We start from the raw sequence: 21,451 nt of genomic DNA, 5'->3' as shown, positions 1-21,451 counted from the left end.
ATCCCCGGATTTTTTGTTTTTAAAAAGGGAAACTCCGGTGATAAAGGCGAAGCCTAGGCTTTCGATGGAGCTTTCTTGCAGAAAGCTTTCAGGCGACCGCTCCGCTTTTTCAGGTTTTTCTGTCCTCTGCGTTAAAGTGTAAAGAATATTCCAACTTACGTAGAGTGGGGTAGATAGGAAGAGGCTTTGATTTGGTCACAAAATGTGATCAAATGAAGTTCGTGTGTGTATCTTCAGGCAAGTATAATAGCAAAGGGAGCTTATGCTTCATCTGAATGCTAAGGTACGCATAGGAGGAAATATATGAAACAGCCGTCTTCGTCTTCAGGCACAAAGCTGCTGCAGGGTGCTTTTATCCTTGGGCTTGCTGCCATTATCTCTAAAATCATTGGTGCTTTTCAGAAGATTCCACTGCAAAATCTCGGAGGAGACGGTGTTTTTGGCATCTACAATACGGTGTATCCGCTATATATGCTTATTATTACGCTGGCTGCAGCTGGACTGCCGTTAGCTGTATCCAAATTTGTAGCAGAGCAGCATGCACTGGGCAGACCCGAGGAGAGCCGCAGAATTATACGATTATCATCACTGCTGCTCGCGGGACTTGGACTGTTCACAGCGGTAGTGATGTACGTCAGTGCATCTTGGGTCGCAGACCTCATTGGCAATCAGCATGTGGCCCCTTCCATCCGGGCAGCGTCTTTAGCTTTGTTATTTGTGCCGCTGATGACAGGCCTGCGCGGCTACTTCCAGGGCATGCAGCAGATGCTGCCTACAGCAATGTCGCAAGTGATTGAACAGGCCGTTCGGGTTACGGTTATGATTGTGGTGTTATTGTGGCTGATTCAGCAGCATGCTTCGCTGGAAATGGTCGCTGCTGGTGCCATGTTGGGTTCTGTCGCAGGAGGATGTGCGGGACTTGCGGTGATGCTGGGATATGTATACCGACATCGGCGGAATGAACGGACAAGGCTTCTGTTCGATGGGGCGGTGCGGCATGAAGAAGAGCGAGAGATCAAGAGTGAGAAAGTACGTGGAGAGGTCTTGTATGCTGAGCCGGAGCAGCCGGGTGATATTAGCCAGTCTAGACAGTCCACGGATGCTTCAAGAAATATAGGAAGCACGTATAGAGCAAGTCCCGAAGAAAAGGTACATCATAAAGATGCATTGGAGCAGGGTGTACAAGCTTTGGAGGTCAAGCGCTCTAACGGGGAGTGGATACGCACGTTGCTGATTTATGCCATTCCAGTGTGTCTTGGATCACTCGCGGTGCCCCTGATGAATCTGGTGGACACCTTTACGGTTCCGCGTCTGCTGCGCGGCGAAGGGCTGGACGAGGTGCAGACGATGGTATCGTTCGGCATCTATAACCGCGGCCTGCCGCTGGTACAGCTGGTAACGATGCTTGCCACGTCACTATCGGTGCTGTTTATCCCGGCAATGGCCGAAGCGCGTCTGAAGGGCGGGCCAGAAGCCGTCAGGCAGCAGGCAGGCTTGGCGCTGCGCTGGTTCTGGCTGATCGGTCTGGCAGCATCCGCAGGTCTTGCGGTTCTGGCAGATCCGATTAACCGCATGCTGTACGGGGATGCCGCAGGCACCGAAGCATTGCGGTACATGGCGCTGACGGCAGCAGGCAGCACCGTCAGCATTATTGCGGCGGCGCTGCTGCAGGGCCTCGGCGCCGTGCGCGCTCCCGCGTTCAGCATGTTGGCCGCCGCAGGCATCAAGGCGCTGCTGAACGTGATGTTTGTGCCGGCGCTGGGCATCAGCGGCGCGGCTCTTGCAGGTGCAGCCGCCTATATGCTGGCGGCTGGCCTGAATGTGGCGCTGCTGGCGCGGCTCACCGCCATGCGCCCTGCCCCTGGCGCCGTCCTGGCGAAGCCGGCGCTGGTGATCGCCGCCATGAGCCTGGCGGCGCTGGGCACAGCCTTGGCCGCCGAAGCGGTACTCGGCGGCTTGGGCATCGCAGCTGCCCATCGGCTGGCTGCGATGGGCGTGAGCCTGCTGGGCATAGCCGCAGGCGCAGCCGTGTTTGTGGTGGCCGCGGCCCGCACGGGGCTGCTGACCGCAGCAGAGCTGGCGGCCCTGCCGAAACTGGGGCCGCGCCTGGCCAAGCTGCTGCGCAGACTGCGTGTGCTGGGCTAGCCCGAGCACCACGGGCGAGGCTGCGGCGTATAGTCGATCGCCTCAACTATTCATGCTGTGCAGATAAGTACAAATCTCGCAGCAGGTTGTGATGAACCAGTGACCGCTAGGCCAAGGCAATTATAGGATAGCGACAGAATCTGGTATAATACGTGTAATTATAGAGCGACATCCTGCCAGATGAGGCAAAAGTTCTTATGTTCATAGGGATTTTTTTGTGCCGTATGGTGAGGTTGCCTGAAGGGCAGGATGATTCGGATGGAGGTTTAAGCGCGATGAGTGCAGCTTTGACAATAGTAGGTCTGGGGTCCGGTGATGCAGACCAACTGACATTAGGTATTATTAAAAAAATGAAACATGCGGCTGTATTGTATGTGCGCACATTGGATCATCCCGTATTAACTGATCTGAAGCAGGAGGGACTGGAGATGACGTCTTTTGACGCCATCTATGAGGCAAAAGCCTCCTTTCCCGAGGTTTACGATGAGATTGCCAACCAATTGATTGAGGCTGCTCGTAAAGGGGAGGCAGGTACCGAGATAGTCTACGCTGTCCCGGGCCATCCAATGGTGGCGGAAGCGAGTGTACGTCTGCTGAAGGAACGCTGTCCGCAGCAGGGCATTTCCCTGCGGATCATGGGTGGAGAGAGCTTCTTGGATGAGGCCTTTATCCGACTTGGCTTTGATCCCATTGAAGGTTTTCAACTGCTGGATGCCAGCAGTCTGAATCCTGAATTGGTACAGCCGCAGCTGCATACGCTGATTGGACAAGTTTACGATGGTTTCACGGCTTCGGATGTGAAGCTGTGTTTGATGGAGGTTTATCCGGATGATTATCCGGTGTTTGTTGGCCATGCACTCGGTGTGCAGGGGCAGGAAGTCATTCATAAGGTGCCGCTGCATGAACTGGACCGCACCCCTGGTTATGGTAACCTTTCGTTGATTTATGTACCCAAAAATACAGATGATGCGCTTCGCCGCCGCTCTTTCGCGCGTCTGCACGAGATTGTGAATATTCTCCGAAGCCCAGGCGGCTGTCCGTGGGATCAGGAGCAGACACATCAATCCATTCGTAAAAACCTGATCGAAGAAACATACGAAGTGATTGAAACCATCGATGAGGATGACCCAGATCATATGAAAGAAGAGCTGGGCGATCTGCTGCTGCAGATTATGCTGCACTCTCAGATGGAGGAAGAGATCGGCACATTCAACGTTTATGATGTCATTGAGGGACTGAACGACAAGCTGATCTTCCGTCATCCGCACGTATTTGGCGAGAATCAGGCTGAAGATGCGAATGAAGCCCTGCAGAACTGGGAACAGATGAAGGCAGAGGAGAAAAGGCGCAAAGGTGAGGACGTGCAGAAAAAATCTGTACTGGATGGTGTGCCGCGCGACTTGCCTGCACTTATGAAAGGTTATAAACTTCAGAAGAAAGCAGCCAAAGTTGGCTTTGACTGGGATGACGTAGAGGGCGTCTTTGCTAAGATTGAGGAAGAACTGGCCGAACTGAAAGAAGCAGTGCAGCAGGGCCATGATGCGGAAGCACGTAAGCTGGAGCTCGGTGATGTCTTGTTTGCTGCGGCCAATGTGGCCCGCTTTATTGATACAGACCCGGAAGAGGCTCTTGCCGCGACAAACCGCAAGTTTGTGGCAAGGTTCCAGTACATTGAGGATCGGCTGCGTGAACAGGGCAGAACACCTGCGGAAAGTTCGGTTGAAGAGATGGAGCAGTTCTGGCAGCAGGCAAAGAAGGCAGGGCTTTAATTTTACTGATTTGTAAAAATACCCAAAGGCCTTATTCCATCAGGCTGGACAGTATGTTATGATGATACGAACATGTGTTCATAAACGCTTGGAGTCTGGTGTTTAATGAGATATCGTTTCGGGTACTGGACTTAGATGACTCACTGCAGTGCAGCGGCAAAAGCTAAAAAAAGTCGCAGGTCAAGGCAGGAATTCAGCTTGCAAGCCAGAATACATGTGTAGTAACCTTGCGAGAAATGACTTGGTTAAAGGATGAAAGCCAGGGCTCGCAGATACTTTTTTTTCAATTTGGGAGGCTTTTAACATGAACAAAACAGACCTGATCAACAACATTTCAAACAAAAGCGGTTTGACAAAGAAAGATGTCGAGTCCGTATTGAATGGCTTTTTAGGAGAAATTACAGATGCACTTGCGAGCGGAGACAAAGTACAATTGATCGGCTTTGGCACTTTTGAGACCCGCAAACGTTCCGGTCGTACCGGACGCAACCCGCAAACAGGGAATGAGATCGTGATTCCTGAGTCCACTGTTCCTGCATTCAAAGCAGGTAACAAACTTAAAGAAGCTGTAAAATAATGCGTCTTGATAAATTCCTGAAGGTATCTCGGCTGATCAAACGCCGTACGGTAGCCAAAGACGTTTCCGAACAGGGACGTGTTCTGGTGAACGGACGGGAAGCCAAGCCCAGCGCTGCTGTTAAGGTTGGCGATGAGCTCACGGTTCAGTTCGGTCAGAAGCTCGTCACTGTTAAGGTAGAGCGTCTTGCCGAGAGCACCAAGAAGGATGAGGCGAGCAGCCTCTATACCTTGGTTAAGGAAGAGCCGATCGCCAAGGATAACGGGATGGACTGGTAACAGTTCTTCCGATACATTTTTATCTAGATATCATTAAATGAAGCGCCTTCCCGATTAAGGGAGGGCGTTTTTTTATGCTGTATTCAGAGAGAAATAATAGATCCGTCAGCCGGAAGTTCTAATCTTGGTTTCTCGTCCATATGCTAGGTACTAAAGAAGGAGGGGTACATGCCATGGTTGAGCACGGAAAGACCAAACAGCACCATCTGAATATGCAAAATCGGAAACTGCTGGACCTGACGGGAGTCTCCAATGTGGAGAGCTTTGACAGTGAGGAGTTTCTGCTTCAAACCGAACTTGGGCATCTGACGATCCGAGGGCATAATTTACATATCAAAAACCTGAGCCTGGAGGAAGGTCTTTTATCCATTGAGGGTACGGTTAGTTCACTTCAATATTTGGACCCCGGTTCCCAGTCCAAAAATAGCAAAGGCCTGTTTGGCAAGATGTTCCGATGATTCTGGATGCGCAGTGGATCACACTGACCTGGATGCTTCTATCGGGAGTTGTGATGGGTGCAGCCTACGACAGTTACCGGGTACTGTCCGGACAGCTGCAGTTTCCGAGGTGGAGCATCCACACACTTGACCTGCTGTACTGGGTCGCCTCCGCGCTGTTCGTTTTTCGGATGCTGTATGCCGGAAATCAAGGACAGCTGCGGTTTTATGTCTTTTTGGGGCTGATTATCGGGGTTTGCTTCTATTTTTGGCTTTTAAGTGTTACAACCCAGCGTTTTGTGGTAATGTTAATTAAACTCGCAAGAACACTGATTCAGTGGTGTGGACATATCCTTAACATCCTGATTGTGGTGCCGGCGAAGGGAATATACAGATTGGTACGCGTATTATTCGGTTTCATCCTTGCGATACTAATATTCCTTGGCAAGTTGGTGCTGCAATGTTTAATTCCTTTCGGCAAATTGCTCCGCTGGATGTTTAGGCCGCTCCTGAGATATTGGGTAACGCCTGGGTGGATGATCCAAGCGGGTACAAGAATTGCAGCGATATGGAAACGCTGGTTTCAAGGAGGTCCGGGGAATGAGTAGAACACCTGTGGGCAGAACGAAGGGTCCGGTTAATCAGGGTAAATCTGCCGGTGCACGAAGGCGCCTGATGCTTTGGCTGACATTTGTTTCCGTTTTTGCGATCTGGGCAGGGTATACGTTTCTTGTACAGAATGCGCAAATTTCGGACAAGAGTTCTTATCTGGCCGCACAGCAGACTTCAAAGCAGGATACGCAGAAACAGCTGGAGCAGCTGAAGTATGAGGTCAGCCGGTTGAAGGATCCTGAATACATAGGACAGCTGGCACGAAAAAAGGGATATTATCTGCCTGAGGAAACACCTATTCAGGTTGAAGGCTCAGGGAACTAGTGGAATACAGCCTATTGCTGAGCAAGGTTCGTTTTCCAGCGTCTTACGCACATAAACCGGAAAAAATAGGCTCTCTATTGGGCCTGTGCTTAGTTGACCTTGGTTTATGGCATAAGGTATAATTACAAGTAGCACAGCATGATTTTGGCAATCAAAAAATCGGGTTGTATATTTTTAAGGGAGGATCATTTTATTCTATGGCAATTGAAGTGGGCACCAAGTTAGAGGGCAAGGTGACAGGAATCACGCATTTTGGAGCATTTGTGGATCTGTCAGGAGGTGTCACGGGTCTCGTTCACATCTCGGAAATCGCCGACAATTACGTCAAAGATGTCAACGACCACCTGAAGCTGAATGACCAAGTTACAGTTAAGGTTATCAACGTTGACAAGGACGGCAAGATCGGACTTTCCATCAAACAGGCTGTTGACAAACCGGTAGAGCAGCAGACACAATCCAGACCCCCGAGAGCTCCTAGACCGGAACGCAGTGGAGGAGATCGCGAACGATTCAGCGGCGGAGGCCCAAGTGGTGGCCAAGGTCGTGGTGGCGGCGGTGGATTTAACCGTGACCGCGGAGGCCGTTCTTTCAAGCCCGCAGCAGGCAAACCTTCATTTGAGGATAAAATGTCACGCTTCCTGAAAGACAGCGAAGAACGGATCTCTTCGCTCAAGAAGAATACAGAAGGCAAACGCGGCGGCCGCGGCGCCAAGCGTGTGTAATCTGTTTCAACCTGATTTGAATATATAAGTAAAACCGTTAGCCAAGAGGCTAACGGTTTTTTTGTGCATTCTTTTGAGTATTTATATCACTTTCACATTCGACGAAACATCAGAGAGGTGTGGATTTTTAGGTACATCACGACATAATCTCTTCGCAATATATGCCGCCAAACGGAATAATAAGAACATTTGTCGTCTTCCATTTTTTACCGACAGGTTTCCGTGGCATTCCCCAGTTATCCTGCTCAGATTGTGACGATATGGTCTGGCTCCTCGTTCAAAATCAGACATATCCTCTACTCCCCGTCTATTTTTAAAAAGAGGGAAACCGTAATAAGGCCGAGGGTTTTACACCGCCGCGCCGTGGTTGTTTCTTTTGTCGTAAAATTTTTGCAGCTCGTCCAGCTATTCTGACAAACTACGTCTTCTCTTCTATCTATAATCAGAACCATCGAGAACGAAACACGAAATCAAATAATCGAATGGGGTGCCTTGAGCATGATGGAGAAGTGGAATGTCATTCAATTTCCGGGGATGAAAGCAGGTAAAGGAGGTGCTGCGAGCTCGGGAGGAGCTGTCAGGACGTCTGAAACAATGGCTGGGTTCCCGCAAGGCTGTCCAGGCGGTAGCTTCGCGCAAATGGGTACTGCTGCTTACCTTTATGGGCTTTTTACTGGGTAAGGCGATGATTCTGAATGAATTATCTCCTTTTGCCATTGCATACTTCGCCGTCATCGCCTTTATGCGCAGGGATTACATTATTCCGGTTGGTGCCGCACTGCTCGCAGGAAGTCTCTTTGCTCCGTTTCCAGTCTCACTAATTGTAGCCTCCGAGATCGCTATCTTCTATCTTCTGTTCCGAGGGCTGGAGTCTTATGATCGCGCTGAATTATCTTATGCACCAATGATGGTGTTTACGACAACTTTTATGGTAAAGCTGTTCGCCGTTGTTATTGGTCCTTCGTTCAGCTGGTACGCCATACTGATGCTGACGATGGATTCGGTGCTGAGCTTTGTGCTGACCCTGGTATTCATTCAGGCCATTCCGATTTTTACGTACCGCAAAAAAAAGTTCAACCTAAAGAACGAGGAGATCCTATGCCTAATCATTCTGCTGGCATCCGTGATGACCGGTGCGGTAGGATGGACCATTCAGTCGTTATCCGTGGAACATATGTTATCCCGATACCTTATTCTGATTTTTGCTCTGGTAGGTGGGGCTCCTTTGGGTGCATCGGTTGGTGTGATTACAGGGTTAATTCTGAGTCTGGCTGATATGTCGGCAGTATATCAGATGAGTCTGCTTGCTTTTGCCGGGATGCTGGCAGGCATGCTTCGTGAAGGAAAACGTTTGGCAGTCGCACTCGGGATGCTGCTGGGCTCGTCTATTCTTTCCATTTACCTGGGCGGCCCGGGTGACGTGATGAACTCCCTGTGGGAAACATGTGCAGCCATTGTGCTGTTTATGTTAACACCTAAGAGCATGCTTGCCGCGATCTCCAAATATGTTCCTGGTACACAGGATCATACCAAATCCCAGCATGAATATGCGAAACGCATTCGTGATATTACAGCAGAACGAGTTACACGTTTCTCACAGGTTTTCCGTCAGTTATCACGCAGCTTTGACCAGATGTCCGGTACGGGGGAGCCGGTGCATAAAGAGGGCGGAATGGACCATTTCATGAATGCGGTTGCTGAGGGTACCTGTGCAGGCTGTTTCAAACGAGCGCAGTGCTGGGATGCAAAGTTTATTCAGACTTACAGCTACATGACCGATGTTATGAGTTCAATTGAGGCGAACCCGGAGATAACCGGCAAAGAGATTCCGGTGGAATGGAACAGAGTATGTGCCAAGCCGGAAGAGGTACTTGAGGTCATGCGTGCTCAATATGGGCTGCATCAGCATAATATGCAGTGGAAACGCCAGATTATTGACAGCCGGCAGCTCGTTGCGGAACAGCTGTCAGGAGTATCTCAGGTGATGGAGGATCTGGCCAAAGAAATTCAACGTGAAAGTGAGGAGATGGTACAGCAGGAGGAACAGATTCGGGATGCACTGGAGTCACTTGGCCTATCCATTCATTCCATTGAAATTATCAATCTGGAAGCGGGTAATGTAGAGATTGAAATCGTACATGCATACACCAGAGGGTTTGATGAATGCCGTAAAATGATCGCTCCGCTGATCTCTAATGTGCTTGATGAGCATATTGCTGTACTGCATGAGACGATGACTGACCCTCGCCAGGGGCTGGCAACAGTGACGTTTGGATCGGCAAAGACGTTTGAAGTCACTACAGGTGTAGCTGCTGCTGCCAAGGGAGGAGATGTGATGTCAGGCGACAGCTTCAGCACCGTGGAACTGGGGAATGGTACATTTGCGGTCGCACTTAGCGATGGAATGGGGAACGGTGAGCGTGCTCGCATGGAAAGCAGCGCTGCACTCAACATTCTGGAGCAGCTGCTTCAATCAGGTATGGATGAGAAACTGGCAATTAAATCAGTCAATTCAGTACTGATGCTGCGTTCTCCAGAGGAGATGTATGCCACAGTAGATATGGCACTGATTGATGAATATACGGCAGAGACAACCTTTATGAAAATTGGTTCAACCCCGAGCTTTATTAAACGCGGACAGGAGGTTATCCAGGTTTCGGCGAGCAATCTGCCGATCGGCATCATTAAAGATATTGAGGTGGATCTGGTGACACTGCAGCTGCAGCCAGGTGATATTTTGATTATGATGACAGACGGCATCTATGATGCTCCAGGATATGCGGTAAATAAAGAGTTGTGGATGAAACGACTCATTCAGGAGATTGACACGAAGGATCCGCAGGAACTGGCTGACTGCCTACTCGAAAGTGTGATCCGGTACCAGCAGCACGAGATTCTGGATGACATGACTGTCGTGGTTGGCAAAGTTGAACACTATCGCCCGGAATGGGCAACCCTGCATATGCCTGGCATTAGCCGTATGGAACGTCCTCGTACTGTAAGTTAGGGCGGGGCAGCATTGACCAAATCCTTCCTCGAAATCCGTTTGAACTCTCTTCAATCTGGCAATGCTAGTCATAGAGTTGGAGAGTACGAATAACGGAGGGATATCGGATGAAGCAAATTTTGTTGATTACCGACGGTTGTTCCAATGTGGGAGTAAGTCCGGTACTGGCAGCGGCTGAGGCGAGGGAAGAGGGCATTACAGTCAATGTAGTGGGTGTCATCGATTATGGAACGATTGGGGAGCTGGGCAGCAGGGAGATTGAGGATATTGCCAGAGCCGGAGGGGGAATCAGCCAAATTGTAGGCACAAGACAGCTTGCCCATACGATGCAGATGATGACAAGAAAAACAGTGGTTCAGACGATTCAGCAGGCGGTTAATAGAGAGTTAACACAAATTTTGGGGGAGAAGGGACCAAAAACTGTAATCGATCTGGAGCCTTCACAGCGATCACAGGTCGTGGAAGTTATGGATAACATGACGGAAACGGCTGCCCTGCAGGTCACGCTGCTCATTGACGTCAGTGCAAGTATGAAACCAAAACTGGCAGCTGTAGAAGAAGGCATACGGGATCTGATGTTAAGTCTGCAGGCAAGAGTAGGCAAGAGCCGCTTATCTGTATTTCATTTTCCAGGCCGCCACAGCGGAGAGGATGCGGTAATGGACATCGACTGGACCGATGATCCGGGACGTGTTCGTTCCTTATTTGGACGGCTGCAGACGAAGGGGGCAACGCCGACAGGTCCTGCAATTCAGAAGGTGATTGATTTTTACCGTTATGGTACACTGGAGGAACAGCAGGAAATAGAAGGGAACTATCGCATTGAAAGAGAAGGGATGCTCGGTGACAACGTTGTCTGATGCCTCTTTCCCACCAGGAACTGTGATTACAGGGAAATGGAATCGAAGCCGATATACGATTCGAAAGCTGCTGGGCAGAGGCGCTAATGGGGTTGTTTTTCTTGTCCAGCGTGGAGAGAATGGCAAACAATATGCGCTCAAAATGGGGTTTGACCCCATCGATCTGCAGTCTGAGATCAATGTGCTCAAATCGTTTCAGTTACAGCGTAATCATGAAGCCCTTCGGCAGAGCGGCATACCTTCTTATCTTAAAGATGTGGATGATTATGCCGTTCGAGGCCGAGACATTCCTTTTTATGTGATGCGTTATGTTCAAGGTGAGGCACTTCATCACTTTATTCGACGCCAGGGAACAGACTGGACATTGCTGGTCGGACTAAGACTGCTGCAGAAACTTGCCCAATTACATCAGGCAGGCTGGGTGTTTGGAGACCTCAAACCTCAGAATGTACTGGTATCAGATTACGGGCATGTTGAGCTGATTGATTATGGCGGGGTAACATCTATTGGGCGCAGTGTTAAACAGTTTACGGAATGGTATGATCGCGGGTACTGGAATGCAGGAAGTCGAACCGCAGATGCTTCATATGATGTGTTTGCCTTTGCACTGCTGCTGATTCATATTCTGGAAGGTGATGCTCTGAAGTCTCTGGCTGCTGATGGATTGCCCCAGCTGCGGAATGTTAGTCAGCTTGTGCGGCTGGCTGAACGTAGTGAGAGAATGGAACCTTTTCGTCACTGGATCACCAGAGCTCTCCAAAGTCAGTTTAAGGATGCAGATGCTGCGGCAAAAGCGTGGAAGGAATTGATGGCACGGCCCGTACCGATGCGCCGCCGTTCTCGAAGACGCACACCGCGATGGCTTAAAAATGCATTTGCTTTGTCGGTTATTTTACTTATTGGGGTTGTCATCTATGCACTGCGTTTTTGATCGTGAGCGTGCATATACATAATGCTAGGAATGAGGAACAGGTATGGAAGCTTTACGCTGGGATACACTGGTGGATAACGTACTGGATGCAGCGGAAGAGCATCAGTTATGGGTTCCCGGAGACCGGATTGTCATCGCTGTGTCAGGCGGGCCGGATTCGGTAGCTTTTTTGCATATTATGCACGAGATCAGCAGGCATCATATGCCGCTTGAATTGATCTGCGCCCATGTGCATCATGGATTTCGCGCTGCATCGGATGAAGAGGCTCGTCAGATGATGGCCTTGGCAGGCCAGCTCGGCCTTCCGTTTGAATGGGTCAAAGTCGACATACCGTCCTATATGAAACAGACAGGCCAGAGCCCACAGGAGGCAGCACGTAATCGGCGATACGCTTTTTTGCATGAGGTGGCTGAGAAATATGGTGCAGCAAGCATTGCCTTGGCACATCATGCCGATGATCAGGCAGAGACGGTTATGCTTCATTTACTGCGAGGCAGCGGGCTTTCGGGGCTTGCAGGCATGAAGTTCAAACGCCGTGAAAAAAATGTGGAACTTATTCGCCCATGCCTTCGTATAAACAAGACGGACCTTGTAGAAGCTTGTAATACACAGGGGTTTACGTACTTTCTTGATGAAAGCAACGAACAGCGCAAATATCGGCGTAACGCGATTCGTTTGGATGTGCTTCCTTTTTTGGGGCAATATAATGGACAACTCACGCCGTCACTGAATCGACTTGCCGAAATTGTGGGTGAAGAAGACGATTTCTTGGAGCAGAGTACTTACGACACATACAGGTGTCTAGTGCAGGTGAACGGCGGAAGGCAGACCTTTGAGGTGCCTTCCTTCTTGAAGTTACATGTCGCTTTACAACGAAGGTTGATTAAACTAATATTGAATTATCTGCCTTTGGACAGTGATTTTGTCGACTTTACCCGTATCGAAACTATTCGGCGCAAGGTCATGGATGCCGAGGTGACGACCTGGAGTCTGGATATGGGACAGACACTGACTTGTACCCGGGAGTATGATCTGATCTCGTTTGGGATACGTACAGGCGTACAGGATCAATCTTACGAGTATCGTCTTGCACAATGGAGCGGAACTTATGAGCTTTCACTCACCGAAATTAACCGGTATATCCGGTTGATGCCGATGAGTCCCGAGAACTATCATGTACCGGAATCGGCGGATCAAGCTGCGTTTGATGCGGATCAACTCTTGATGCCGCTGGTTGTACGTTCACGGTTACCTGGAGATACCATGAAAGTAATGGGATTAAACGGAAGCAAAAAGGTGAAAAATATTTTCATCGATGAGAAAATTCCCCCATCTGTCAGACCCCGCATTCCTGTGGTGTGTGATGGAGCAGGCAATGTGATCTGGTTACCGGGTGTTCGCCGGTCCGATGCAGCTCCTGTAAGGGAGAGTACTTCCGCAATCCTGTACATGACTGTAGGCGATTCAGCGATTCAGGGGTAGTGGGTATGGTTCAGGTAAGGCTTTCATAGTATAACTTAGGAGGTTCGCACAGTTGCAGAACGACATTCAGGAAGTATTGATCAGTGAAGAAGAAATTCAGAGTAAAGTCAAGGAATTAGGCGCAGCACTAAGTGCCGATTACGCTAACCGGAATCCTTTGGTCATTTGCGTGCTCAAAGGTGCGTTTATATTTATGGCTGATTTGGTTAAAAACATAACGGTACCGGTTGAGATGGATTTTATGGCCGTATCCAGTTACGGTGCTTCTACCAAGTCATCCGGTGTTGTCAAAATCATTAAGGATTTGGATGTATCTGTTGAAGGACGTGAAGTTCTGATTGTCGAAGATATTATCGACAGTGGACTTACCCTCAGCTATTTGATTGAGCTTTTGGAGAACCGCGGAGCTGAAACGGTACGTGTAGTTACTCTGTTCGATAAGCCATCAGGCCGTAAGGTGGAATTGGAAGCCCATTATACAGGCTTTGACATTCCTGATGCATTCATCGTTGGATACGGTTTGGATTATGCCGAACACTACCGGAACCTGCCATACATCGGGATTCTGAAACCCGAGATCTACACAAGCTGATTTCATGCAAGGCCCATGCCTTGAGCTGTTTTTGGCATCTATTGAGAAGCCACGCCGGGCTATGTTAAAATAATTAAAGTGTCTCGAGAGGAGGTAGGGGATGAATCGCTTCATGCGGAATTCTGCTTTTTATTTGATTCTTTTTTTAGTTGTGGTGGGTTTAGTTAGATTTATCACAGATGGAAACGATGTTATAGAAAACCCTAGATATGATCAGTTTCGCGCTGAGGTTAAAGCCAACAATATCGCCGAAGTGACTGTTCAATTCAACGGTCAGACATATCTCGTGACCGGCCGATACAAACAAGCACCTGATGGTGCCAAATCAGAAAATTTCTCAACGTATATTCCTCCTACGGATGAGGCAATTACCGAACTTGTAGCTGCAAGTGAAGCTAACAAATTTGAATATCATCAGGAACCAATGAAAGGTGACAGCATCTGGTTAACACTGCTGACCTCCTTTATTCCCCTGATCATTATGTTCCTGCTGTTCTTCTTCCTGTTCAATCAGGCTCAAGGCGGCGGCGGTAAAGTAATGAACTTTGGTAAAAGCCGTGCTCGTCTCTACAATGAAGAGAAGAAACGAGTTACATTTGAAGATGTTGCAGGTGCTGACGAGGAGAAACAGGAGCTTGTTGAAGTGGTAGACTTCCTCAAGGACCCTCGGAAATTCGCAGCTGTTGGTGCACGGATTCCGAAGGGCGTACTGCTTGTAGGTCCTCCAGGTACAGGTAAAACATTGCTCGCTCGTGCCGTAGCTGGTGAAGCGGGTGTGCCATTCTTCAGCATTTCCGGTTCTGACTTTGTTGAAATGTTTGTCGGTGTCGGTGCATCACGTGTTCGTGACTTGTTCGAAAATGCGAAGAAAAACGCACCATGTATCATCTTTATTGACGAGATTGATGCAGTGGGACGTCAGCGTGGTGCTGGTCTTGGTGGCGGTCATGATGAACGTGAACAAACCCTCAACCAGCTGCTTGTTGAAATGGACGGTTTTGGAGCGAACGAAGGTATTATCATCGTTGCTGCGACAAACCGTGCAGATATTCTTGACCCTGCGCTGCTGCGTCCAGGCCGTTTTGACCGTCAAATCACAGTGGATCGTCCAGACGTTAGGGGCCGTGAAGCTGTTCTGAAAGTACACTCCCGCAATAAACCACTCACAAAAGATGTGAGACTGGACATTATCGCGAAGCGTACAACAGGGTTCTCAGGCGCAGACTTGGAGAACTTACTGAATGAAGCGGCACTGCTTGCAGCACGCCGTAACAGAAAAGATATTTCCATGCGTGAAGTCGATGAGGCAATTGACCGTGTTATTGTGGGTACGGAGAAGAAAAGCCGTGTCATCAGCGATCGCGAGAAACGTATTGTCGCTTATCACGAAGCAGGCCATACCATTGTAGGATACTTCCTGGAACATGCTGATATGGTACATAAAGTGACCATCATTCCGCGCGGACGTGCGGGTGGATATGTAATCATGTTGCCAAAAGAAGACCGCATGCTTGTTACCAAGCAGGAGCTGCTGGATAAAGTAACCGGACTCCTTGGAGGTCGCGTAGCGGAAGAACTGTTCATCGGAGAGATTGGTACCGGTGCGTACAGTGACTTCCAGCAGGCGACAGGTATTGTGCGCAGCATGGTTATGGAATACGGTATGAGTGAGAAACTGGGTCCAATGCAGTTCGGAAGTTCACAAGGACAGGTATTCCTCGGACGGGATATCGGTCACGAACAGAATTACTCGGATTCCATCGCATATGAGATTGACCAAGAGATGCAGCGTTTTATTAACGACTGCTATGAGAAGTGTAAAGCTCTCCTTACAAAACATACGAGAGAGATGCATCTGATCGCTGAAACACTGCTTGAAGTGGAAACGCTCGAAATGGATCAGATCAAGCAATTGATCGAAACAGGTTCTCTGACGCCAAAACCGGAAGGCGATAACTCAGGAGAAGGCACCCCAACTGAAGGCGGCGAGCCAATCATCGATAATATCGGTGACGTTCGTGTCCGCATTCAAGGCAAAGATGAAACATCTGAGCTACCAGTTGGAGACATTCCTAACGAAACTCCGGACATGGATAAAGGCGGCAGTGATCCGAATGATGGCGGCACAAAGCCAACATCATAATATGTAATGAATGGCCGGCGATGATGCCGGCATGATGAAAGAGAGCCCTCGTGGCTCTCTTTTTTTGCAAATAATTATTCATTTAGAGAAGGAAAGGATAATCGAGAGCTAGATGGCGAACCGGATAGTATAAGGGGGATAAGAGGGGATATCCTGCCCTTTTTCATTTATTGACAGAGTCGTGAACGTTGTGTACATTAGTTGTTAAACCGCTTGTGATTCGTTTCACCAGCGAATATAACGACTTAGTTAGTCCTATGAAACAGCGCTTGACGCTGTCCCGATAAGGAGAGGATCACAGGTGGAAGCTCTGGCTTTAGAGCGCAAGGCTGAGATGAATCGCGAGCTGCGTGAGCGGCTGATGGAACTCAAGAAGGAACGCAATGCCATTATTCTTGCTCATTACTATCAACGTGACGAGGTACAGGAAGTCGCAGATTTCCGTGGAGACTCCTTCCTGCTGGCTCAGAAAGCTGCGCAGACAGATGCGGATGTCATCGTATTCTGCGGTGTTCATTTTATGGGTGAAAGCGCTAAAATTTTGGCTCCGAACAAGACGGTGCTGATTCCCGATGAACGTGCAGGCTGCCCGATGGCGGATATGGTTAACGTGGATGGATTACGTAAGCTCAAGGCACAGCATCCGAATGCTAAAGTCGTCACATACATTAACTCTTCGGCTGAGATCAAAGCGGAAACGGATATTTGCTGTACATCTGCTAATGCTGTTCGTGTAATCCAATCGGTGGATTCGGAGGAAATTATTTGGGTGCCAGATAAAAATCTAGGGCACTATGTGCAGCAGCATACAGACAAAAAGATGATTATCTGGGAAGGTTACTGCAATACGCATGATATGCTGACCGTAAAAGATGTCGTTGAAATGAAGGCTAAATATCCGAATGCTGAGTTTGTTGTGCATCCCGAATGTCGTCCTGAGGTTGTAGAGATGGGGGACTTCGTAGGCAGCACAACAGCAATCCTGGAGTACTGCAAGAAATCAGCAACCAAAGAGTTCATTGTTGGTACCGAGGATGGTACAGGATATCAGCTGCGTCTTGACAGCCCGGATAAACAGTTCCATTTTGCGACGAAGTTCCTGGTATGTCCTAACATGAAGGTCAACAACCTCAAAAAGCTGGTCAAATGTCTGGAAACGATGAAACCGCAGATTTATGTACCGCCGGCTGTTGCTGATAAAGCCAGAGAATCACTAGAGCGCATGTTACTGGTGAAGTAACATGCGTTACTCTTGCTCCGAGACAGGTGAATAAGATGATACCGCAATATATATATGATTTTGATCTCTCTGCGCTGCCGATGGTGGAGACTGATGTGCTGGTGATCGGTTCAGGCATTGCCGGTCTGTTTACCGCGATTAAAGCCAGCGAACAGCATCGGGTATTGATGATTACGAAGAAGTCTTTGCTTGAGAGCAACACCAGATATGCGCAGGGGGGCATTGCGGCTGTAATTGCTGAAGATGATTCACCTGTATACCATTTGCAGGATACCCTTGCCGCTGGAGCAGGCTTATGCCGCTCTGAGGCAGTGGAGGTATTGGTAAACGAGGGCCCGGACGGAGTCAGAGAACTGATCCGTCTGGGAACATTATTTGATCAAGAGAACGGCGAGTTGGCGTTGACGCAGGAGGGTGCGCACAGCCACCGCCGTATTTTACATGCCAACGGAGATGCCACCGGATATGAGATCGTCAGAGCGCTCGCTGTGGAGGTCCATGAACATTCTGGAATTGATGTTTGGGATGAGCATTTTGTCGTTGATCTCATTACGGATCATGGGGAGTGCATCGGTGCTCTGATTCTGAAAGAAGACGGTTCAAAGGTGTTCGTCAAAGCAAAGGCCACAGTGCTCTGCTCAGGCGGGGCGGGGCAGCTGTATCGTTATACAACCAATCCCAATGTGGCTACCGCAGATGGTGTTGCGATGGCTTATCGGGCAGGTGCAGTCGTTCGTGATATGGAATTTATTCAGTTCCACCCGACTTCTCTGTGTTACCCCGGGGCTCCGCGCTTTTTGATATCTGAAGCTGTACGCGGGGAGGGTGCGTTCCTTCGCAACGTGAAGGGTGAACGTTTTATGGAGAAGTACCACACGCAGCTTGAACTCGCACCACGGGATGTTGTAGCCAGAGCAATTGTTAGCGAAATGGAACTGACTAACAGCACGTTTGTATACCTCGACATTACACATGAGCAGCCGGAGATGGTAAAGCATCGCTTTCCTACTATTTACGAAACCTGCATGCGGTACGGGCTTGATCTGACCACAGATTGGATTCCCGTTGCCCCTGCTGCGCATTATATGATGGGCGGAGTAAAAACAGATTTGAGCGGTGAAAGCAGCATTGCCCGATTATTTGCATGCGGTGAGGTATCCTCTACAGGTGTACACGGAGCTAATAGACTAGCGAGCAATTCCTTATCTGAAGCGATTGTATTTGGACGAAGAATCGTGGAACGTATTCATTCCCTGCCTTCACTTCATGAATCACTTGGGATTGATGTGAAATCTCTAAGCTTGGACAATAAGAGCATCAGCCGTGAGAAAGAGCAGCGGCCTTCCGAGCCGATATCGGAGAGACGTTTGCGTCTGCAGAAGATGATGGTTCGTCAAGTAGGACTTCGAAGAAACGGAAAGAGCCTGCAGCAGGCAAAGGATAAGCTGCAGCAGGAGTTGTCTTTTTTTGATCAAAGACTTACCCAAAGGGAAGAACTGGAGTATGCCAATCTTCTGACCTGTGCATGGCTTGTCACCAGCGGAGCGCTGCACCGTGAAGAAAGCCGAGGGGCACACTATCGTGAGGATTTCCCCGCACGGGATGATGCAGTATGGCAGAAGCATAGTCTGCAGCAGCGAGAACAAGTGATTGTGGAGGAATGGATGTCATGATACTGAATGGATATAATGAGGAACTTATTGAGACGATCAAAGGCTGGCTTCGTGAGGATGTAGGTGCAGGAGATATCACAACGAATGTGACCATTCCGGCAGGCAGTGAATCCAAAGCTGTAATCCATGCGAAAGATCACGGGGTCATAGCGGGTATAACAATCGCAGAGCTTGTATTTCAAGTCGTAGATCCAGAGCTTCGTTATACAGCAAAAGTAGATGACGGTGATGCAGTCACCCCTGGCACTATTTTGGCAGAAGTTGAAGGGAGCACTCATTCTCTCCTTACTGGAGAACGATTGGCGCTTAATCTGCTGCAGCGGATGTCTGGTATCGCAACGCGAACGCGTTCCTACGTCGCTGCCCTTGAAGGGTTAAAAACCAGACTTGTTGATACACGCAAAACAACACCAGGCCACCGCTTATTGGAAAAGTATGCTGTACGTGTGGGTGGCGGTGCCAATCACCGTTTTGGACTATATGATGCCGTTATGATTAAAGACAATCATATTAAAGGTGCAGGAAGTATTTCCAAGGCCGTGCAGCGTGCACGGGCCGTAATTCCGCATACGATGACGATTGAAGTAGAGACGGAAAACCAGATTCAGGTGCAGGAAGCCTTGCAAGCTGGGGCAGATATCATTATGCTGGATAACATGCGGCCCGATCAGATGCGAGAAGCGATCGCTCTGATTCGGGAACAGGCTCCACATGTGAAGATAGAAGCATCCGGGAACGTTTCTCTCGAAACTATTCGCGGAATTGCGGAAACGGGTGTGGATGTAATTTCGGTTGGCAGGTTAACCTATTCTTTTGAGAGCCTGGATATCAGCCTGGATTTAAACGAAAAGAAAGAGGGGTGAACCTCTTTGATTTTAGTCGTAGACGTGGGCAACAGCAACATTGTGCTCGGGGTATATCAGGGCCGGGAACTGCTGCACCATTTTCGTCTGAGTACATCTCGTCAGTCCACAGTGGATGAATACGGCGTATTGATTTATAATTTATTTCATATGTCCAGTATCTCAGCTCGTGACATTGAAGGTGTTATTATTTCATCCGTGGTTCCACCGCTGGTGAATGTCATCGAGATGATGTGTGAGAAATACGTGGGCCAAAAACCAATGATTGTCGGGCCAGGAATCAAGACCGGCCTGAACCTGCGATACGAGAATCCGCGTGAAGTGGGCGCGGACCGGATTGTAAATGCTGTGGCGGCCGTGGAGAAATACGGCGGCCCCCTTGTGGTCGTTGATTTTGGTACAGCTACTACATTTGACTGTATCGATGAGAAAGGCCATTATTTGGGAGGCGCTATCGTACCCGGCATTCATATTGCTACCGAGGCGCTGTATGAGCGGGCAGCCAAACTGCCGCGAATTGAGCTGGAGAAGCCGAAGAAGGTTATAGGACGCAACACAGTGCATGCCATGCAGGCAGGAATCATCTATGGTTATGCCGGGCAGGTGGACGGCATTGTAGAACGAATCCGTGAAGAAATGAAGGCGGAACCTATGGTTATTGCCACGGGAGGCCTTGCTGCACTGATTGCAGAAGAGACCCGAAGCATAGAGAAGGTAGATCCGCTTCTTACGCTCGAAGGGCTGCGTGTCATCTATGAGCGGAATCGGGAAAGGTAAGACATACACAGGGCGGCATACAGCAGGCTGGAATTACAGCTTAATTGTGGAGCCGTTTTTTTCTGTTAATGAGATAGGATTATACGCCAAAGGAGGCTGAATGACTTGGAAAACAACAACAACAAGCTTGACCGGTTAATCCGTGGTACAGCGATGAACGGAAAGGTAAGAGCATTTGCCGTTCAGACGACGGAACTGGTAGAGGAACTGCGCAGAAGACATGATACGTTTCCCACGGCTACAGCAGCCATGGGGCGTACAGTAACCACGGCTGCCATAATGGGAGCCATGCTCAAAGGGGAAGAAAAACTCACCATTCAAGTAAAGGGTGACGGCCCGATTGGCCAGATTGTAGCTGATGCCAATGCCAAAGGTGAGGTACGGGGCTATGTGTCCCAACCGCACGTGCATCTGCCGAGCAATCGTTTTGGCAAGCTGGATGTGGCCGGAGCAGTAGGTACGGAAGGTTTTATTAACATAACCAAGGATCTGGGACTGAAGGAGCCTTATCGCGGCAGTATTCCGATTATCTCAGGTGAACTGGGCGAAGATTTTACGTATTATTTTGCACAATCCGAACAGACGCCTTCTGCAGTAGGGGTTGGTGTTCTGGTGGATACGGATAATTCAGTTATCGTTGCGGGCGGATTTATTATACAGCTGCTGCCAGGCCTAACGGACCCGGAGATTACGGAAATCGAGAATGCGATTAGTGCCCTGCCTCCAGTCACAACCCTGCTGAATGAGGGACTTGAACTGGAAGAACTGCTGCGCCGTCTTTTACCAGATGTACAGGTGATGGGTGAGCTGGATATACGCTTTAACTGCAGTTGTTCACGTGAACGCTTGGAAAAAACATTAATCAGTCTCGGTCAGACCGAGCTGGAAGAGTTAATTGAAGAAGAAGGACAGGCTGAAGTGGTCTGCCAATTCTGCAATGAAGCTTATGATTTTAACAAAGAGCAGCTGGAAACCATCCTAGAACAAGCTAAGAACTGATCGATGCGGGGACGGGATG

18 protein-coding genes and 1 pseudogene are annotated in these 21,451 nt (G+C 49.2%); all 19 read left to right on the top strand.

Going from position 1 to position 21,451, the window contains the following annotated elements; all coding sequences use genetic code 11:
- Positions 1-303 precede the first annotated feature (303 nt).
- The 19 genes and pseudogenes from ABXS70_RS25925 (at position 304) to hslO (ending at position 21,432) form a co-directional block, all read left to right on the top strand.
- Positions 304-2,145 carry a polysaccharide biosynthesis protein gene (locus tag ABXS70_RS25925; protein ID WP_366291998.1) on the top strand — a complete coding sequence of 614 codons (1,842 nt, stop codon included), beginning with the start codon at positions 304-306 and terminating at the stop codon, positions 2,143-2,145.
- A 275-nt stretch (positions 2,146-2,420) separates the two neighbouring features.
- A complete protein-coding gene (gene mazG / locus ABXS70_RS25920; protein ID WP_366291995.1) occupies positions 2,421-3,914 on the top strand; it encodes a nucleoside triphosphate pyrophosphohydrolase in 1,494 nt (497 codons plus the stop codon).
- A gap of 304 nt (positions 3,915-4,218) precedes the next feature.
- On the top strand, positions 4,219-4,491 hold the full coding sequence (locus tag ABXS70_RS25915; RefSeq protein WP_090924617.1) for an HU family DNA-binding protein: 273 nt from the start codon (positions 4,219-4,221) through the stop codon (positions 4,489-4,491).
- A complete protein-coding gene (locus ABXS70_RS25910; protein WP_090924618.1) occupies positions 4,491-4,769 on the top strand; it encodes an RNA-binding S4 domain-containing protein in 279 nt (92 codons plus the stop codon). The genes ABXS70_RS25915 and ABXS70_RS25910 overlap by 1 nt, the downstream gene beginning before the upstream one ends.
- 173 nt (positions 4,770-4,942) lie before the next feature.
- The gene (gene yabP / locus ABXS70_RS25905) at positions 4,943-5,227 is read left to right on the top strand and encodes a sporulation protein YabP (RefSeq protein ID WP_342553608.1); all 285 of its coding nucleotides are present in this window, start codon (positions 4,943-4,945) and stop codon (positions 5,225-5,227) included.
- On the top strand, positions 5,224-5,814 hold the full coding sequence (gene yabQ / locus ABXS70_RS25900; protein ID WP_366291990.1) for a spore cortex biosynthesis protein YabQ: 591 nt from the start codon (positions 5,224-5,226) through the stop codon (positions 5,812-5,814). Before yabP ends, yabQ begins: the two co-directional genes overlap by 4 nt.
- Complete coding sequence (locus tag ABXS70_RS25895) at positions 5,807-6,142, top strand: septum formation initiator family protein (RefSeq protein ID WP_342553610.1); 336 nt, start codon at positions 5,807-5,809, stop codon at positions 6,140-6,142. The genes yabQ and ABXS70_RS25895 overlap by 8 nt, the downstream gene beginning before the upstream one ends.
- Positions 6,143-6,339: 197 nt before the next feature.
- Positions 6,340-6,864: a S1 domain-containing RNA-binding protein gene (locus tag ABXS70_RS25890; protein WP_056697430.1), complete on the top strand. Its 525-nt coding sequence runs from the start codon at positions 6,340-6,342 to the stop codon at positions 6,862-6,864.
- 498 nt (positions 6,865-7,362) lie between these two features.
- A pseudogene (gene spoIIE / locus ABXS70_RS25885) lies at positions 7,363-9,871 on the top strand (stage II sporulation protein E).
- Between the two features lie 107 nt (positions 9,872-9,978).
- On the top strand, positions 9,979-10,731 hold the full coding sequence (locus ABXS70_RS25880) for a VWA domain-containing protein (protein WP_342553612.1): 753 nt from the start codon (positions 9,979-9,981) through the stop codon (positions 10,729-10,731).
- A complete protein-coding gene (locus ABXS70_RS25875) occupies positions 10,715-11,662 on the top strand; it encodes a protein kinase (protein ID WP_342553613.1) in 948 nt (315 codons plus the stop codon). Before ABXS70_RS25880 ends, ABXS70_RS25875 begins: the two co-directional genes overlap by 17 nt.
- A 43-nt stretch (positions 11,663-11,705) precedes the next feature.
- The gene (gene tilS, locus ABXS70_RS25870; RefSeq protein ID WP_342553614.1) at positions 11,706-13,145 is read left to right on the top strand and encodes a tRNA lysidine(34) synthetase TilS; all 1,440 of its coding nucleotides are present in this window, start codon (positions 11,706-11,708) and stop codon (positions 13,143-13,145) included.
- A 52-nt stretch (positions 13,146-13,197) separates the two neighbouring features.
- On the top strand, positions 13,198-13,737 hold the full coding sequence (gene hpt, locus ABXS70_RS25865; protein ID WP_342553615.1) for a hypoxanthine phosphoribosyltransferase: 540 nt from the start codon (positions 13,198-13,200) through the stop codon (positions 13,735-13,737).
- A 100-nt stretch (positions 13,738-13,837) separates the two neighbouring features.
- Complete coding sequence (ftsH, locus tag ABXS70_RS25860) at positions 13,838-15,880, top strand: ATP-dependent zinc metalloprotease FtsH (protein ID WP_342553616.1); 2,043 nt, start codon at positions 13,838-13,840, stop codon at positions 15,878-15,880.
- 301 nt (positions 15,881-16,181) lie between these two features.
- Complete coding sequence (nadA, locus tag ABXS70_RS25855; RefSeq protein WP_342553617.1) at positions 16,182-17,120, top strand: quinolinate synthase NadA; 939 nt, start codon at positions 16,182-16,184, stop codon at positions 17,118-17,120.
- Positions 17,121-17,155: 35 nt separating this feature from the next.
- Positions 17,156-18,793: an L-aspartate oxidase gene (gene nadB / locus ABXS70_RS25850; protein ID WP_342553618.1), complete on the top strand. Its 1,638-nt coding sequence runs from the start codon at positions 17,156-17,158 to the stop codon at positions 18,791-18,793.
- Positions 18,790-19,656 (top strand): carboxylating nicotinate-nucleotide diphosphorylase, encoded by an 867-nt coding sequence (gene nadC, locus ABXS70_RS25845; RefSeq protein ID WP_342553619.1) that lies wholly within the window; start codon positions 18,790-18,792, stop codon positions 19,654-19,656. Before nadB ends, nadC begins: the two co-directional genes overlap by 4 nt.
- Positions 19,657-19,662: 6 nt before the next feature.
- Positions 19,663-20,433, top strand: coding sequence for a type III pantothenate kinase (locus ABXS70_RS25840; protein WP_342553620.1), 771 nt, complete (start codon positions 19,663-19,665; stop codon positions 20,431-20,433).
- Between the two features lie 105 nt (positions 20,434-20,538).
- Positions 20,539-21,432: an Hsp33 family molecular chaperone HslO gene (gene hslO, locus ABXS70_RS25835; protein ID WP_366291980.1), complete on the top strand. Its 894-nt coding sequence runs from the start codon at positions 20,539-20,541 to the stop codon at positions 21,430-21,432.
- Positions 21,433-21,451: the final 19 nt, after the last annotated feature.

Origin of the sequence: Paenibacillus sp. AN1007, from assembly GCF_040702995.1 — a bacterium.
GTDB lineage: Bacteria > Bacillota > Bacilli > Paenibacillales > Paenibacillaceae > Paenibacillus.
The sequence above is the reverse complement of the archived record's forward strand: the minus strand, read 5'-3'. Positions and strand labels throughout refer to the sequence as shown.